We start from the raw sequence: 15,376 nt of genomic DNA, 5'->3' as shown, positions 1-15,376 counted from the left end.
CGCCGGACACCACGAAGAAGGGGCCGCCCTCGGGCGGCCCCTTTCGTCTTCCCCGTGGATCAGCTCGCCAGCGCCGGGTCTGCGGGCGCCGCCGGGGCGGGCAGCGGGGCCGGGGCCTGCGCCACGGTCCGCACCTCGCCGCCGGCGAGCCGGTACGACATGCCGACCACCGTGCACCGCCCCGCCGCCACCCGCTCGGCCAGCACGCCGGACCGGGCCAGCAGCGTCTCCACGGTCTGCGCGATGTGCACGTCGATGATGCCGTCGAGGTCCTCGACGCCCTGGCGGGCGGCGCGCAGCAGGCTGGGCGAGACCGCGTCCACCACCGCGCCCAGGTGCCCGGCCGGGGCGGCGCCGGTCCGGACCCCCTCGCGGGCGGCCTGGACCGCGCCGCACGAGTCGTGCCCGAGCACCACCACGAGCGGAGTGCCCAGCACGGTGACGGCGTACTCGACGCTGCCGAGCACCTCCGGCCCGGCGGTGTGCCCGGCGGTACGCACCACGAAGAGGTCACCGAGGCCGCGATCGAAGATGATCTCGGCGGCGAGCCGCGAGTCGGAGCAGCCGACGATCACCGCGAACGGGTGCTGGCCGTCGGCGACAGCCGCCCGATGGCCGGCGTCCTGATTCGGATGCTGGGGGACGCCGGTGACGAACCGGTGATTACCGGCACGCAGTTCGGCAAGTGCCTGCTCCGGGGTCCTCGGCGTCATGTCGCTCACCTCGTCTACCAGGGAACTACCAGGCCGGACGGCCTCGCGACCAACGTTCACACGCCCCTCGGGAGCCGTCAAGATTCGTGATACGCATTTCATACTTTCCGTCGCCGCCCGCCTCCGGACCGCGCCGATTCGGCAGGTGGCGGCGGTGGCCATAGCATGACCACCATGGCGACCACACCAGTTGAGGACGGGAGCCGCCGTAACTGGACCTTCCTCACCAACCACGGCCACGTACTGCTGGCTATCGCACGCAACCCCACCGCCCGGCTGCGTGACGTCGCCGACGAGGTGGGCGTGACCGAGCGGGCGGCCCAGGCCATCGTCGCCGACCTGGAGGCCGGGGGTTACCTGCGGCGTACGCGGGTGGGACGGCGCAACGAGTACACGATCAACCCGAAGGGCCGCTTCCGGCACCCGGCCGAGGCCGACCAGCAGGTCGGCGCCCTGCTGGCCCTCTTCGCCGCCGAGCCGGCCGGGGACGCCACCGCCGGCAGGTGACCCGGCCGGGCACCACGTGTGCCCGCGCGAGCGGGCGCGGCGGGTAATCTCAGCGCGTGCGCGACAGCTTGCGGCCGGGCGCGACCACGGGACGCGTCCGGGCCGGACACCGGATCAGGTCCGTCCTCTCCGGAGCGGCGGTGGCCGCCCTGCTCGGCGGCGCGCTCGCGGTGCCCGCGCCCGCGCTGGCCGCCCCGAAGTGCGGCCCGACCGGCGGCCCCGCCCCCACCGAGGTGCCCTGGGCGATCAGCCGCCTCGACCCGGCTGCCGCGTGGCGGGTCGGCAAGGGCGCCGGGATCACCGTCGCGGTGATCGACTCCGGGGTCTCACCGGCCCACCCGCTGCTACGGGGACGGGTGCTGCCGGGTGAGGACTTCAACCAGCTCGTCCGCCTGAAGGGGCAGTGCGACCTGGTCGGCCACGGCACCATGGTCGCGGGCATCATCGCCGGCCGGGAGGGCACCGGCTCGCCGTACACCGGCATCGCGCCGGAGGCGAAGATCCTGCCGCTGCGGGTGCTGGCCGAGAACAAGGAGAACTTCGACCCCAACGTGCCGGCCGAGATCGGCAAGGCGATCCGCTGGGCGGTCGACAACGACGCCGACGTGATCAACCTGTCTCTGGTCACGCTCGACGACCCGGCGCTGAAGTCCGCCGTGCAGTACGCGCTCGGCAAGGACGTGGTCGTCGTCGCCTCCGCCGGCAACCGGCAGGAGAACCGGGAGGACCGGCCGGCCTACCCGGCGGCGTACCCGGGTGTCATCGCCGTCGCCGGCATCGACGAGCAGGGCGGGCACGTCGGCAGCTCGGTCAGCGGCGACTATGTGGACATCGCCGGCCCCGGCCTGAACATCGTCGGGCCCGCGCCGCAGGGAACGGGCTACCGGGCCGAGCCGCAGGGCGGGACGAGCTTCGCCAGCGCGTACGTGTCCGGGGCGGCGGCGCTGGTGCGGGCCGCCCACCCGGACATCAGCGCCGAGGAGGTCGCCTACCGGCTGACCCGCACCGCCGACAACCCGCCCGACGGGCACAACGCCGAGGTCGGCTACGGGATGGTCAACCCGTACCGGGCGGTCACCAGCCTGCTCGGCACCCGGAACGACCCGCCGCTGGGCGCGATGCCGCCACCGGCGCCGCCGGCCGACCCGCTGGCCTGGCAGCGCCCGGTCGCGATCTGGGTCGCCGTCGTGGGCGCGCTGCTGGCCGGCGTCCTGCTGACGCTGCGGCCCATCCTGGTACGCGGACGGCGGCGCGGGTGGCGGCCGGGCCGGCGCGACGTCCCGCAGGACGCCTGACGATGCACGACGGCTCCGCCCGGCACGAGCCGGAGCGGAGCCGCTGTGGACCGGTCGGGGTCAGTTGCCCCAGACCTTGGAGTTGCTCATCTCCGTGGTCATGTAGTTCTCGCGCGCGATGCCCACCGCGCCACCGATCTCGTTCAGGACCTTGTTGATGTCCCGCACGGCGGCGTCCCACTGGGCCTGGTGCTGCTGGTAGGCGGCCCGGTCCTGGCCCTCCCACTCGAGCTTGGTCAGCATCGCCCGCAGCGTGTCCAGCTTCTCGTCGATGGTCCGCGAGATGGCCTGCATCTGCTGGTTGCTGCTCTCCAGAACAGCGTAATCAACCTTGATGCTCATCGATTCCTCCTCTGCCTGTCTTCGCGGATCACGGGTTGAGAGCAGCGTGGAACTTGTCCAGCATCTGCTGCTGCTCTTCGTCGTTCACCTGGTGCGTGGTGCCCGACTTGTCGAGCAGGTCCGCGATGTTGTCCATCGCGGTCAGCAGCTTCGCCGTGTCCTCGTTCCAGCGGTTCATCAGGCCCTGGAAGCCCGTGGACGCCTGGCCCTTCCAGGCCATCGCCAGGTCGTCGACCACGTTCCACAGCTTCTTGAGCTCGCCGTCGACGTCGCTGCGCGTGGACCGCACGTCACTCGCGGCGGTGTGCAGAGTCGCTGCACTGACCTCGAACGCCATGCTTCACACCCTTCCGTCATCTTGTGGCGGCGGTTCCGCCGCGCCCTCCCCCGCGGCAAGGCGTACACACCCCACCGACGGACACTTCATCCGAACCGTAGCGGACGACGTCCAACCCGCGCAGCCCTGATGACCCATCGACGTATTCCGACAGCCCTCAACGGCAACGCGATCCGGCGTCCTCCGTACGAGGTGGACGGTCGCCGCCGAGGTCAGGGACGTTCCCGTGTGGATCTGACGATCGTCGACACGCCGAAGGCCAGCACCGCGATCAGCAGCACCACCACGACCCACAGCACCGGCTTGGTGAACGCGCGCTGGAACGCCAGCACCAGCAGCGCCGCGCAGGTGCTCAACGCCACCACCTCGGCGGCCCGCCGCAGCTTCGCCGAGCGGGTCAGCCCGGCGAACAGCATCAGGACCACGAAGACCGGGATGGTCAGCAGCACGTACAGCAACAGCGAGAAGAGCAGGGTTTCCACGCGTCGCTCCCGTCACCCGTAGAACTTGGAGTCCCGCACCCAGTCGATCTTGATGTCCTTGATGTCCGGGTCGGAGCCGGTCGGCGCCCAGCCGGGACGGGAGTCCGCGGTGAAGGTGAACCGGTCGTCGGTGTGGAAGGCGGCCAGCAGCGCGTGCAGCAGCGCGCTGATCTCGCCGAAGACCAGGACCAGGATGGCGGCCGTCGCGGCCAGGCCGGCGATGCCGATGGCCTGGGCCAGCGCCGTGGTGGCGGGAAAGAACTGGAGCGCGATCGAGGCGATCACCGCGACCAGGATCGGCATGAGCGCCTGGGCCAGGCCGGAGACCGCGTCGTTGTACGCGTCGCGGGCCGCGGTGAGCGTGTCCCGGTTGGCGGCGAACGCCTCGGCCAGCGAGTTGATCTCCGCGCCGAGCTTGCGGAGGAACAGGTCGAACGCGTCCCGGTCGTCGAAGTCCCACTCCGCCGCGTCCGGCGGAACCGCCGCCATGGCCGCGCCGAACTGGTCCGCGCCGAGCAGGCGGGCCGCCTCGTCCCACTTCTTGATCGACTCGTTCACCTGCTGGTTGTCGAACGACTCCAGATAGAGGATCGTGCCGATCAGCGCCGCCGAGGCGGCGATCCAGACCAGGTTGCCCTTGGCGATGGCCGCCGCCGAGCGGACCGGAGCCGTGGTCTGCGCGACCGACACCGAGCCGGTCACCGTCCCCGAGGCGTTGGCGATGAGGATCTCCGGTGGCATCAGGCGTCCCTTCCGTGGCGGACCCGGCCGGTCACTTGACCACCCAGGGCTGATCCGACTTCTCCCAGTTCTTCGCGCTCTGTTCGAGCTGCTCGGCGGCCCTGCGCAGATGCTCCACACCGCTGCGGACGTTGGCCAGGTGCCCGTCCACAGCCGCGTTGTGCCGCTCCACCGCCCCGGTGCCGAACCAGCTCAGCGCAGTGCCGGGCAGCTTGACCTCGGCCAGCAGCGTCTCGACGTTGCGCAGGTATTGGATCGGGCCGTCCGGGGCGTCGAGCCGCTGGCCGGCCTTCCGGATCGCGTCGACGTCGACGGTGTTCGGCATCGTCGGCCTTCCTCTCGTTCAGCGCCGCAGGTTGCGGGTCGGGTCGGACAGGTCCACCCCGAAGCGGCGGAACCAGTCTTCGGGGGTGAGCGTGCCGTTCTGCGCCTGGCGGACCATCTCGGAGTCGCCGAGCATCTCGCTCAGCATCTCGCGCTGCCGCTGCTCGAAGGCGGTGTACGCCGCGTCGATCGCGGCCTGCATCGACTCGGCCAGGGAGAAGCTGTCCAGCCGCATCGCCCGCGCGTTCAGCTCGACGTCGCCGACCTTCATGTCGCCGTCCACAGTCACCCGCACCAGCCCGTCCGGGCTCTCCCCGGTGACCCGTAGCTCCGTGCGCTGCCGCTGGAGCTCGGCCAGCCGGCGCTGCTGTTCCTGCGCCTGGCGCAGCAGGCCCTCCATTGCCGCACCGAAACCCGACGGGCTGCTCACCTACGCGCCCCTTTCCCACTCGCGACGATCGATCGGGCCGACGCTACCGGACCGGACTCCCGCCGTCCGTCCCGTCAGGCGGGTTCCGTCCACGCGGTCTGGATGAGCTGCTGACCGTCGCGGCGGCGCACGAGCGTGCCCCGGCCCGGCGGCTGCGGGGTCGGCCGCAGGTTGCCGAAGACCGCTCCCTCCTCCCGGCTGCCGGACATCAGCAGGCCCGGCGAGTCCAGCTCGCGCAGGCGTTGCAGCACCGGCTCGTACAGCGCCCGGGCGACACCGCCGACCCGGCGCGTGATGATCAGGTGCAGGCCGATGTCCCGCGCCTGCGGCAGCAGTTCGTGCAGCGCGCTGAGCGGGTTGCTGCCACCGGAGGCGACCAGGTCGTAGTCGTCCACCAGGATGTACAGCTCCGGGCCCTTCCACCAGCTCCGGTCGCGCAGCTGCGCGGTGGTCACGTCCGGGCCGGGCAGCCGGTTCTGCAGGGCGCTGCGGATCGACCCGAGCCCCTGGCTGAACACCTGGTTCGACGGCGCGTAGTCGAGCAGGTGATCCCCCTCGACCGCGCCCAGCAGACCACGCCGGTAGTCGGCGATGACCAGCCGCGCCTGGGCCGGGGTGTACCGCTCGGCGATCCCCCGGGCGATCAGCCGCAGCAGGTTGGTCTTGCCGCACTCGGCGTCGCCGAACACGGTCAGGTGCGGCTCCCCCGCCAGATCCAGGTAGACCGGGGCGAGCGCCGACTCGTTGACGCCGATCGGGATGCCCGGGGCGGACCTGTCGACCACCTTCGCCAGCTCGGTCACCGTCAGCCTGCGCGGCAGCAGCCGCACCTTCGGCGCCGGCTGTCCCGGCCAGTTCGCCGCGACGTGACCGGCCAGCGCCACCGACGCCTCGGTCAGGTCCTCGATGTCACGCTTGCCGTCGATCCGCGAGATCGCGGTCAGGAAGTGCAGCTTGTCCCGGGTCAGACCGCGACCGGGCGCGCCCACCGGCACGTTCTGCGCCGCCCGCCTGTCGATCTCCGACTCCGACGGATCACCGAGCCGCAGCTCCAGCTTGGTGCCGAGCAGGTCCCGCATGTTGATCCGGATCTCCGCCCACCGCACCGCCGTGATCACCACGTGCACACCGAAGCCCAGGCCCCGGTTCGCCAGGTTGGTGATCGTCTGCTCCAGCTCCTCGTACTCCTGACGCAGCGTGTTCCAGCCGTCCACCACGAGGAAGACGTCACCGAACGGGTCGTCGGCGAACTCACCCGCCGCCCGGCGACGCCGGTAACTGGCCACCGAGTCGATGCCGTGCTGAGTGAACCGGTTCTCCCGCTCGTCGATCACCGCGACCACCTCGGCCACCGTCCGCCGGACCGCCTCGGTGTCCCGCCGCCCCGCCACACCCGAGGTGTGCGGCAGCCCCTCCAGGCTGCGCAGCGCGCCGCCGCCGAAGTCGAGGCAGAAGAACTGCACCTCGCGCGGCGTGTGGGTGAGCGCCAGCGACGCCAGCATCGACCGCAGCATCGTGCTCTTGCCGCTCAGCGACGCCCCCACGATCACCACGTTGCCGCCCGCCCCGGCCAGGTCCACCATCATCGGATCGCGGCGCTGCTCGTACGGCCGGTCCACGATGCCCACCGGCACCGCCAGCCGGCCCCGCCCCGGCCAGTCGGCGGTGGTCAGGCCGTACGTCGGGTGCACGCTCAACTTCGGCAGCAGCTCGGCCAGCCCGGACGGCTCCGCCAGCGGCGGCAGCCACACCTGGTGCGCCGGCTTGCCGCGGCCCTTGAGCTGGCCGATCAGCACGTCCAGCATCGCCACGGCCTTGCCGTCGCCGGCCTGCTCCGGCTCCGGGGTCGCCTCCGCCGGGCTGGGCGTCGCGGGCGCCGGCACGTAGTCGATGCCGTACGGGACGATCCGGCGCTGCACCTGCGCCCGGGTGGAGCGCTGCACCTGCCCCGGCGCCCGGTACGGGCCGGACACGTAGGCGGCGCGGAACCGCAGCATGGTCGCGGTGTCGGTCTTCAGGTAGCCGTGACCGGGCGCGCTGGGCAGCTCGTACGCGTCCGGCACGCCGAGCACGATCCGGCTCTCCACCGCCGAGAACGTACGCAGACCGATCCGGTACGACAGGTGCGTGTCCAGGCCGCGTAGCTTGCCCTCCTCCAGCCGCTGCGAGGCCAGCAGCAGGTGCACGCCGAGCGACCGGCCGAGCCGGCCGATCATCACGAACAGGTCGATGAAGTCCGGCTTGGCCGCCAGCAGCTCGGAGAACTCGTCACAGATGATCAGCAGGCTGGGCATCGGCTCCAGCTGCTCACCGGCGGCCCGCGCCTTCTCGTAGTCGTACCGGGAGACGTAGTTGCCCGCCGCCCGCAGCACCTCCTGCCGGCGGTTCATCTCACCGGCGAGCGCGTCCCGCATCCGGTCGACCAGCGGCAGCTCGTCGGAGAGGTTCGTGATCACCGCGCTGGTGTGCGGCAACGCGTCCAGCGAGGCGAACGTCGCGCCGCCCTTGAAGTCGACGAGGACGAAGTTCAGCTCCTCCGAGGAGTGCGTCACGGCGAGCGCCCCGACCACCGTACGCAGCAGTTCGCTCTTGCCCGAACCGGTAGCGCCGATGACCAGGCCGTGCGGGCCCATGCCCTCGTGCGCGGACTCCTTGAAGTCGAGCTCCACCACGTTGCCGTCCGGGCCCAGGCCGAGCGGGATGCGCAACCGGTCGCGGTGGCTGCGCGGACGCCACGTCTGCCGGACGTCCACAGTCGCCGCGTCGCCGACACCGAGCAGATCGGGCAGCTCCATGCTGCGGGCCAGCGGCTCCTCGGTGCTCGCGCCCTGCTGCTGGGAGAGCCGGAACGGGGCGATCTGCCGGGCCAGCCCCTCGGCCGCGCTCAGGGAGAGCCGGTCCGGCCGGCCGAGCCGCGACGTGGCGGCGCCACGGACCAGGTCCAGCCCGGTGCCGTCCCCCGCGTCCAGGCAGAGCAGCCAGCGCCCGGCGTCGCGCGGTACCGCGCCGGACAGGTCGAACACCGTCGTGCCGAGCAGGCCCGGCCCGGTCAGCGCGCAGGTCGCCGAGACCTCGCCGCCGTCCAGCACCACCACCACGTGCGGAGCGGTGGTCAGCGGCTTCGCCTCCGGCGCGAACCGGGGCCGCCCGCCCAGATCCTGGGCCAGCGCGGTCTCCGCCACGTCCAGCGCGGCGTACACCATCCGGCGCGCGCCCGCCGCGTCCGTACGCCCCGGGTGCTGGGCGTGCGGCAGCCACTTCACCCAGTCCCAGGCCGCCTGCCGGTCCGGCGCGGCCACCACCACCACCAGGAGGTCCTCCGGGGCGTGGAACGTGACCAGCTGGCCCAGCGCGGCCCGCGCCAGATCCAGCACCGCCTCCCGGTCGCCGCGCAACGCGATCCGGCTGAACGCGCGCAGCGACAGCGCGGTCGGCAGATCCGGCACGCTGGAGTGGGCCCGGACGAACCGGCGCAGCGCGATCGCGCTCATCGGTTCCAGGTCCTCCACCGGCTTGGTCTCCGGCGGCACGATCTCCACCGCGAGCCGCTGCGGGCCGAGCGCGATCCGCACCTCGCCGAAGTCGTCCTCGGTGATCCGCCGCTCCCAGAGCCGGCGCGAGGCGGCGATCGACCAGAGCGCGTCCGGCTCCGGGTGCCGCCACGTCATCGCGGCGCGCTGCTGCTCGGCCGCCCGCCGGGTGCGCTTGCGCATCTGCGCGAGGTAGCGCATGTAGTCGCGCCGCTGGGCGTTCAGCTCGGCCTTGTCCTTGCCGCCGTTGCCGAGCGTGCCGATCGCCATGCCCAGCATGGACACACCGAACAGGCCACCCGCGACGTACGTCATCATGCCGCCGCCGCGGCCCGCGTAGAGGAACGCCATCGCGCCGACACCGCAGAGCATCGGCAGGATCATCAGCACCTGGCCCATGCCCTTGGCCTGCGGCTCGGGCAACTCGGGCGGGGACTCCAGCAGCACCTCGCCGCGCGGCAGCGCGGGCCCCGGTTGACGCGGAAGTCGGCGGAACACCACCGTACTCACGGCTCTCCCTCCCCAGAAGCGGCCCTGATCGTGGTCTGCCACCGCCGGTGAGCGTCGGGTGGGCAACCTGTGCGACCGCCATCGTAGGTAATCTCCGTCAGGCGTCGTGGACCCGTGGGGGCGGCGCCGACGGCCCAGCGGATCGTATGCGAGCACGAGGAGGCCACTGTGGCGACGAAGACGGCGACCGGCGGACTGAGCCGGATCACCATCGTGGCGCCGCGTACCAGGATGGACCTGGCGCTGCCGTCCGACGTGCCGCTCGCCGACCTGCTCCCCACGCTGCTGCGGTACGCGGGCGAGGACCTGGCCGACGAGGGCGTACGGCACGGCGGCTGGGCCCTGTCCCGGCTCGGCGGCCAACCGCTCGACGGTGGCCGTACCGCGGCGCAGCTCGGGGTACGCGACGGCGAGGTGCTCTACTTCAACCCGCGTGCGGCGACCGCCCCCGAGATCGTCTTCGACGACGTGGTGGACGCGGTCGCCACCTCCACCACCCAGCGGGCGGGCGCCTGGCAGGTGGGCACCACACGGCTGTTCGCGGTCCTGCTCGCCGCCTCGGCGCTGGCCGGGGGCGCGGTGGCGACGCTGCTCACCGGCCCGCCGCAGCTGCCCGGCGCGGCCGCCGCCTTCGTGGTCGCGGTGGCGCTGCTGGTCGGCGCCGCGGTGCTGTCCCGGGCCGCCGGTGACAGCCGCACCGGCGCGGTGCTGGCCCTCGTCGGAATCGGTTACGCGGGCGTCGGCGGCCTGCTGGTGCTCGCCGGGGACCGGACGCTCGGCGAGCTGGCCGGCCCGCACGTCCTGCTCGCCGGCACCGCCGTGGTGGTGTTCGGCGCGATCGCCGCGCTCGCGGTCGGCGACCGCCTGCCGCTGTTCCTCGGCGCGGTGGGCGTGGGCGGCGCGGTCGGCCTCGGCGCGGTGCTCAGCCTGGCCTTCGGCATCGGCGCGGCGGCCTCGGCGGCGATCGTCGCGACCGTCGCGTTCGGCGCGCTGCCCGCGCTGCCGATGCTCGCCTACCGCCTGGCCCGGCTGCCGGTGCCGTCCATCCCCACCGGACCGGACGACCTCAAGACCGACACCGAGTCGGTGGACGGCCCGTCGGTGCTGCGCAACAGCGAGCGCGCCGACGGGTTCCTCACCGGCCTGCTCTGGACCGTCTCGCTGCTGGTGCTCGGCGGCGAGGTGGTGCTCGCCGAGGACGGCCGGCTCCCGGCGGTCCTGCTCTGCCTGGTGCTGGCGCTGCTGTCGCTGCTGCGGGCACGCCCGTTCCTCAGCCGCGCCCAGCGCACGCCGGTGCTGCTGTCCGGCACCGTCGGCCTGGGGCTTGTCGCCGCCGCCACGTTCGCCGCGGGCTCGCTCGCGGTACGGCTCGGGCTGATCCTCGGCGGCCTGGCCGTGGTGGCCGTGATCAGCCTGGTCTACGGCCTGACAGTGGCCGGCAAGCGGATCTCCCCGGTCTGGGGCCGGACCCTGGACATCATCGAGATCCTGCTGATCGTCGCGCTGGTGCCGCTGACCTTCTGGGTCTGCGGCGCGTACGGCTGGATCGTCAACCTTCGACCGTGACCGTCCCCATCGCGGTGCCGACCGGCGCGGTGGCGTAGACGCCCGGACCGTGCTGGCCGTCCAGCGGGCGGGCCGGCACGCCCGCGCGCCGGGCCATCTCCCGGACCGCCTTGACAAGCGCCTCGGCGTGCCCGTCCATGGCCGCCACCCGCAGCAGCGGCGGCACCCGCCGGCCGCCCGGGAGCACCACCGCGGCGACCGTGTGCGAGGGCGCGGAGGTGGCCGTGACCGCGTCCACGAGCGCGCCGAGCGATCCGTTGGGGCGTACCCGCAGGGCCAGGCAGCGCTGCGTCCAGCCGCCCCCGCGCAGGCTGGTCCACGTCTCCACCGGGGACTCCGGCGCGAGGTCGAGCCCGGCCCCGGACACCACCGCCGCGTGCAGTTCGTCGCGGTCGAGCACCCGGTGGGCGAGGCCGGCGGCGTTGAGCGCCTTGCCGAGCCGGCCCACGCCGGCCGCCACCGTGCGGTGCACGCCGCGCAGCCCGCCGCCCCGGCTCACCGTCTCGGCCCGCGCGTCGGACACCGACAGGCGCAGCGCCACCCACACGGTCCGGTACGCGGACGGCGGCGCGCCGGGAGCCGGGTACCAGACGAGGGTGTGCGAGACGACCTGGGTCTGGGTGACCGGGCCGGAGAAGTCGGCGAGCACCGCGAGCGCGCGGTCCACCACCGCCGCCTCGACCGACCCGGCGGGCGCGCCGGGACGGCCGGTCAACGCCAGCGCGGCGAACCAGCCCCGGTCGTCCTGCCCGATGCCGAGCCGGGTGCCGCGCTCGGTCAGCTCCACCACTGTCAGCTCCGGCGCGAGCGCGGCGAGCCGCGGGTCACCGCCGGGCGCCGCACCCCGGGCCCGGTCGCGGCGCCGGCGCAGCCGGCGGCGGAGCATCAGGTCCTCGTACCACCAGCGGCCGCCCCGGCGCGCGAAGGCCGCGCCCACGGCCAGCAGCGCCAGTACGGCGACCACCGCGAGCAGCCACGTCGGGCCGGCGGTGGCGAACCAGACGGCGAGCGCCGCGCACTCCACCGCCACGAGCTGCCCGACCACGATCGGGCCGAGCCGTCCCCGGCGGCGCTTGTCAGCCGGGGTGACCGGCCGGTCCGCCGGTACGGCGGGAGCGGTGGCGGTACGACCGGGTGGCGCCTGGAGCTGCGTCATCGGTGTGCGTCCCTTCTGGACATGCTGGGCCTCCGCCGGGCGGCTGCTGTCGTTCGGGCGGCGGACGGGGTCCGGCGCACCCCCGACGGCCCCTTATCGTAGGGAAGCCCGCGGCGCCGCTCGGACCTGTCGTCGTGGACCCACCCCCGCCGGAGGTTAGTCATGCGGACCCGCCGCGATCAGGTGCAGGCGTACCGCTTCGTCACCCGCCGCATCGTCTCCGCCCTGCTCTCCGGCGACCCGGAGACCAACGAGCTGCCGATGCGCCGCCTCGGCATGGCGGTGTTCGGCAGCGTCATCGCGGCAGCCGTGGTGCTCGGCGGCGTGGGCGCGTACGGGCAGCTCACCAGCAACTCCGCGCCGCTGGAGCCGAACACGCTGGTGATCGAGCGGGAGACCGGCGCGACGTACTACTTCGGCGAGGACAAGGTGTTGCGCCCGACGCTCAACTACGCCTCGGCGCGGCTGATCGTCAACGACGCGGCGGCGCAGCCGCGCACCATGTCCCAGGCGTCGATCAAGGACCGTCCACGCGGGCGGCTGGTCGGCATCGTGGGCGCCCCGGACGACCTGCCGGATCGCAAGTCCCTGGTCGGGCTCCCGTGGTCGGTGTGCGACGTACCGGATCCGAACGACCCGCAGCGCTCCACCACGCATCTGGTGATCGACCGCGCGCTGCCGGGCGGCACGTCGCTGGCCGACCGGGCCGTGGTGGTGCGGACCAGCGACGCCCGCTACCTGCTCACCGGCGGTTCCCGGCTGCGGGTGGCCGGTGACGAGCAGGCGCTGGTGGCGTTGAAGATGGCCGGCGCGACGAACCTGACCGTCGGGCAGCAACTGCTGAACGCGGTCCCGGTCGGTCCGGTGCTGCGCAAGCCTTCGATCGCCGGGGACGGCGGCGCGAGCGGGCTCACCGTGGCCGGTCGGCCGGCCCGGATCGGCCAGGTCTACCAGGCCGCCGGCCAGTACTACGTGCTCACCCGGCAGGGCCTGGCCACCGTCCGGGAGGTCACCGCGCTGCTGCTGCTCGGCGGCGGCGGTGAGGTGACGCAGATCACTCCGGACGAGGCGGGCCGGCTCCTCACCGACCAGCGGCTGGACGCGGACGGCCTGCCGGCCCGCCTGCCGGCGCTGCACGAGGTCCGCGTGGGCCGCACCGTGCTCTGCGCCACCTACCGGCCCGGCCCGGCGGGCCAGCCGACGACCACCACGCTGGAGGTCTTCGACACCGCGCCGGCCGAGCTGACCTCGGCGACCGCGATGCCGGCGCGGCAGGGCGGCCGGGACGCCGTACGCACCGCCGAGCACGTGCTCCTGCCCGGCGGCAAGGGCGTGCTGGTGCAGGCCACGGCCGGCGAGAGCGGCAAGGCGGCGGCCGGGTCGACGGTCTACCTGATCACCGCGCAGGGCATCCGCTTTCCGCTGGGCACCGCCGGGGGTGACGCCAAGAGCGCGCTCGGATACGGCGACGTGACGCCGCTCGCGGTGCCCGCCTCACTGCTGGCGCTGGTGCCGACCGGCCCGACGCTGTCCCGGCAGGACGCGATGGCGTACTTCGATGCGTCAGCGCCCGCTGCGCCCGCCGCGACACCCTCGGCCGGTGGCGCGGCCGCCCAGGTCCAGGGCGGTTGACCGCCCTCCCGTCATCCGAAGTGGAGGATCCGCGTCACGGGTCGCCCGGGTTGGCACGCTTCGACTAACCTGAGTGCGGCGTACGGTTATCGACGAGGACTACGGGGATGCAGCCATGACGGGGCGCACGACAGTAGACGTACTGTCCTTGGAGGACTTCCACCAGCGGCTCGAGCGGCGCCTGGACCAGGCGGAGTCGGTGTTGCGCAAGCTCAACACCCAGATGCAGTGCCGCCCGCCGGCCCTCGGGACGTTCACCGACGCGACCGACAACGCGCGTCGCTACTCCGAGACGCACCAGAGCTACGTCAACCACGTCGACCGGCTGCGCCGGGCGATCCTGGCCGCCCGCGAGGCGACCCAGAAGATCATGACGAACTACAAGACCGCCGAGGCCCGCAACGCCGCCGCCGCGGCCGACATCGCCGCCGCCCTCTCCGGGCTCGACGAGGCGATGAAGCAGCCGAAGGAGGACCCGCGTGTCTGAGTACACACGGCGCTACGAGCACGTCAGCCACGAGGAGCTCTACCAGGACGTCAAGGCGGGCGACCCGAAGCAGATCGAGGCGCTGAGCGCCCAGTGGACATCCCTGAAGGGCACGCTCGACGACCTCGGCCGCGATCTGACCGCCGACCTGGAGGCGCTGACGAAGACCTGGTCCGGCGACGCCGCGCGGGAGTTCCACCGCCGGCTGGGCATGGTCGTGAGCTACTCGGGCAGCCTCGCCGAGGGCATGACGGGCATCCGGCAGGGCCTCGACATGATGTCCAGCGAGCTGCGGGCCGCGCAGGCCAAGGCCGAGAGCCCGGAGAAGACGGAGGACAACGACAAGCTGCTCTCCGGCGCCGGCAAGGGCTTCCTGCTCGGCGGCGCCGCGGGCGCGGTGATCGGCGGGATCGTCGGCCACCAGCAGGACAAGGCCGAGCAGGAGAAGGCGCACCAGCGGATGGTGCAGGTCGTGGCGAAGCTCGCCGAGGGCTACGACTTCTCGGCGTACAGCCGGATCGTGGTGCCGGAGCCGCCGGCGGCCGAGCTGCCCGGCCACACCGGTAACGGTGACCCCACGCTGCAGAACGGCCCGTCGGTGAAGACGCCGTCGTCCGGCCCGAGCCTGGGCAGCTTCGGCCCGGGCGCGAGCGCCACCGCGACCAGCTCGGGCGTGCACCACGCGGCCCCGACCGGCGGCACGCCCGGTGCGGGCACTCCGGGTTCGGGCGCTCCGGGCGGCCAGCCCGGCGCGGGCACCCCGGGTTCGGTGCCGACCACCGGGACGGTCGACCCGGGCGGCACCTCGCTGGCCGGCGCCACTCCGCTGACCAGCACCCTCGGCGGTCCGACTGTCGGCGGCGGCCCGGGCTTCGGCCCCGGCGGCGGCCCGGCGACGATGACCGCCGGCGGCCCCGGCGGCGGCTCGCTCTACGGTGCCCCCGGCGTGCTGAGCACCGGCGCGCTCGCGGGCACCGGCCCCAACTCGGCGGCCTCGGCCCGCCTCGGCGGCATGCCCGGCGCGGAGACCCGCTCGGCAGCCGGCACGGGTCGGCTCACCTCCGGTCGCGGCCTCGTCGTCGACGCCGGGAGCAAGTCCGCCGAGCGCACCGGCGGCGCAAACGGGCGGCCCGCGATGGCCGGCCGCGGCGGCGTGCTGGGCGGGCGCGGCGGCCACGGCGACGACGAGTCGGACGGCCGGCTGACCTGGCTCACCGAGGACGAGATGGTCTGGGGCGACGGTGACGCCGCTCCGCCGCCGGTACTCGGCGGCAACTGACCCCGGCATCCACGAGACGGCGCGGCACCCCGGCAGGGGCGCCGC

The 15,376-nt window shown here is 73.6% G+C and carries 15 protein-coding genes; 6 read left to right on the top strand and 9 right to left on the bottom strand.

Annotated elements, in window-relative coordinates:
* Nucleotides 1-59 precede the first annotated feature (59 nt).
* The gene (locus AB0B20_RS10960) at nucleotides 60-713 is read right to left on the bottom strand and encodes a carbonic anhydrase (protein ID WP_357469913.1); all 654 of its coding nucleotides are present in this window, start codon (nucleotides 711-713) and stop codon (nucleotides 60-62) included.
* Nucleotides 714-878: 165 nt separating this feature from the next.
* On the opposite strand from AB0B20_RS10960, the gene AB0B20_RS10955 reads away from it, so the two are divergent.
* On the top strand, nucleotides 879-1,220 hold the full coding sequence (locus AB0B20_RS10955) for a MarR family winged helix-turn-helix transcriptional regulator (RefSeq protein ID WP_135243016.1): 342 nt from the start codon (nucleotides 879-881) through the stop codon (nucleotides 1,218-1,220).
* Between the two features lie 56 nt (nucleotides 1,221-1,276).
* Complete coding sequence (mycP, locus tag AB0B20_RS10950) at nucleotides 1,277-2,515, top strand: type VII secretion-associated serine protease mycosin (protein WP_357469909.1); 1,239 nt, start codon at nucleotides 1,277-1,279, stop codon at nucleotides 2,513-2,515.
* A gap of 60 nt (nucleotides 2,516-2,575) precedes the next feature.
* Here the strand turns inward: mycP and AB0B20_RS10945 are convergent, their stop codons facing one another.
* From AB0B20_RS10945 to eccCa, 7 genes are all read right to left on the bottom strand, one after another.
* Entirely contained in the window at nucleotides 2,576-2,857 is a 282-nt protein-coding gene (locus AB0B20_RS10945; protein ID WP_013283773.1) for a WXG100 family type VII secretion target, read from the bottom strand.
* 28 nt (nucleotides 2,858-2,885) lie between these two features.
* Nucleotides 2,886-3,194: a WXG100 family type VII secretion target gene (locus AB0B20_RS10940; RefSeq protein WP_354868205.1), complete on the bottom strand. Its 309-nt coding sequence runs from the start codon at nucleotides 3,192-3,194 to the stop codon at nucleotides 2,886-2,888.
* Nucleotides 3,195-3,406: 212 nt separating this feature from the next.
* Complete coding sequence (locus tag AB0B20_RS10935) at nucleotides 3,407-3,676, bottom strand: hypothetical protein (RefSeq protein ID WP_357383262.1); 270 nt, start codon at nucleotides 3,674-3,676, stop codon at nucleotides 3,407-3,409.
* A gap of 12 nt (nucleotides 3,677-3,688) precedes the next feature.
* The gene (locus AB0B20_RS10930) at nucleotides 3,689-4,417 is read right to left on the bottom strand and encodes a hypothetical protein (protein ID WP_357383260.1); all 729 of its coding nucleotides are present in this window, start codon (nucleotides 4,415-4,417) and stop codon (nucleotides 3,689-3,691) included.
* Nucleotides 4,418-4,448: 31 nt separating this feature from the next.
* Nucleotides 4,449-4,742, bottom strand: coding sequence for a hypothetical protein (locus tag AB0B20_RS10925; protein ID WP_357469906.1), 294 nt, complete (start codon nucleotides 4,740-4,742; stop codon nucleotides 4,449-4,451).
* Between the two features lie 18 nt (nucleotides 4,743-4,760).
* Nucleotides 4,761-5,171, bottom strand: coding sequence for a YbaB/EbfC family nucleoid-associated protein (locus AB0B20_RS10920; protein ID WP_357469903.1), 411 nt, complete (start codon nucleotides 5,169-5,171; stop codon nucleotides 4,761-4,763).
* Between the two features lie 74 nt (nucleotides 5,172-5,245).
* Nucleotides 5,246-9,211 (bottom strand): type VII secretion protein EccCa, encoded by a 3,966-nt coding sequence (gene eccCa, locus AB0B20_RS10915; protein WP_357469901.1) that lies wholly within the window; start codon nucleotides 9,209-9,211, stop codon nucleotides 5,246-5,248.
* A gap of 168 nt (nucleotides 9,212-9,379) precedes the next feature.
* On the opposite strand from eccCa, the gene eccD reads away from it, so the two are divergent.
* Nucleotides 9,380-10,777 carry a type VII secretion integral membrane protein EccD gene (gene eccD / locus AB0B20_RS10910; protein ID WP_357469898.1) on the top strand — a complete coding sequence of 466 codons (1,398 nt, stop codon included), beginning with the start codon at nucleotides 9,380-9,382 and terminating at the stop codon, nucleotides 10,775-10,777.
* On the opposite strand, the gene AB0B20_RS10905 is transcribed toward eccD, so the two are convergent.
* A complete protein-coding gene (locus tag AB0B20_RS10905; protein WP_357469895.1) occupies nucleotides 10,761-11,933 on the bottom strand; it encodes a type VII secretion protein EccE in 1,173 nt (390 codons plus the stop codon). The genes eccD and AB0B20_RS10905 overlap by 17 nt on opposite strands.
* Before the next feature lie 162 nt (nucleotides 11,934-12,095).
* On the opposite strand from AB0B20_RS10905, the gene eccB reads away from it, so the two are divergent.
* From eccB to AB0B20_RS10890, 3 genes are all read left to right on the top strand, one after another.
* Nucleotides 12,096-13,565, top strand: coding sequence for a type VII secretion protein EccB (gene eccB / locus AB0B20_RS10900; protein WP_357469893.1), 1,470 nt, complete (start codon nucleotides 12,096-12,098; stop codon nucleotides 13,563-13,565).
* A gap of 115 nt (nucleotides 13,566-13,680) precedes the next feature.
* Nucleotides 13,681-14,052, top strand: coding sequence for a hypothetical protein (locus tag AB0B20_RS10895; RefSeq protein ID WP_357383246.1), 372 nt, complete (start codon nucleotides 13,681-13,683; stop codon nucleotides 14,050-14,052).
* Nucleotides 14,045-15,331 carry a WXG100 family type VII secretion target gene (locus AB0B20_RS10890; RefSeq protein ID WP_357383244.1) on the top strand — a complete coding sequence of 429 codons (1,287 nt, stop codon included), beginning with the start codon at nucleotides 14,045-14,047 and terminating at the stop codon, nucleotides 15,329-15,331. Before AB0B20_RS10895 ends, AB0B20_RS10890 begins: the two co-directional genes overlap by 8 nt.
* Nucleotides 15,332-15,376 lie beyond the last annotated feature (45 nt).

Source organism: Micromonospora sp. NPDC049151 (assembly GCF_040648395.1).
Lineage (GTDB): Bacteria > Actinomycetota > Actinomycetes > Mycobacteriales > Micromonosporaceae > Micromonospora.
The sequence above is the reverse complement of the archived record's forward strand: the minus strand, read 5'-3'. Positions and strand labels throughout refer to the sequence as shown.

Bases quoted from the DNA above. Each gene is read 5' to 3' on its own strand.
- AB0B20_RS10960 (WP_357469913.1), bottom strand. From the start codon at position 713: ATGACGCCGAGGACCCCGGAGCAGGCACTTGCCGAACTGCGTGCCGGT.
- AB0B20_RS10955 (WP_135243016.1), top strand. From the start codon at position 879: ATGACCACCATGGCGACCACACCAGTTGAGGACGGGAGCCGCCGTAAC.
- AB0B20_RS10945 (WP_013283773.1), bottom strand. From the start codon at position 2,857: ATGAGCATCAAGGTTGATTACGCTGTTCTGGAGAGCAGCAACCAGCAG.
- AB0B20_RS10940 (WP_354868205.1), bottom strand. From the start codon at position 3,194: ATGGCGTTCGAGGTCAGTGCAGCGACTCTGCACACCGCCGCGAGTGAC.
- AB0B20_RS10930 (WP_357383260.1), bottom strand. From the start codon at position 4,417: ATGCCACCGGAGATCCTCATCGCCAACGCCTCGGGGACGGTGACCGGC.
- AB0B20_RS10925 (WP_357469906.1), bottom strand. From the start codon at position 4,742: ATGCCGAACACCGTCGACGTCGACGCGATCCGGAAGGCCGGCCAGCGG.
- AB0B20_RS10905 (WP_357469895.1), bottom strand. From the start codon at position 11,933: ATGACGCAGCTCCAGGCGCCACCCGGTCGTACCGCCACCGCTCCCGCC.
- eccB (WP_357469893.1), top strand. From the start codon at position 12,096: ATGCGGACCCGCCGCGATCAGGTGCAGGCGTACCGCTTCGTCACCCGC.
- AB0B20_RS10895 (WP_357383246.1), top strand. From the start codon at position 13,681: ATGACGGGGCGCACGACAGTAGACGTACTGTCCTTGGAGGACTTCCAC.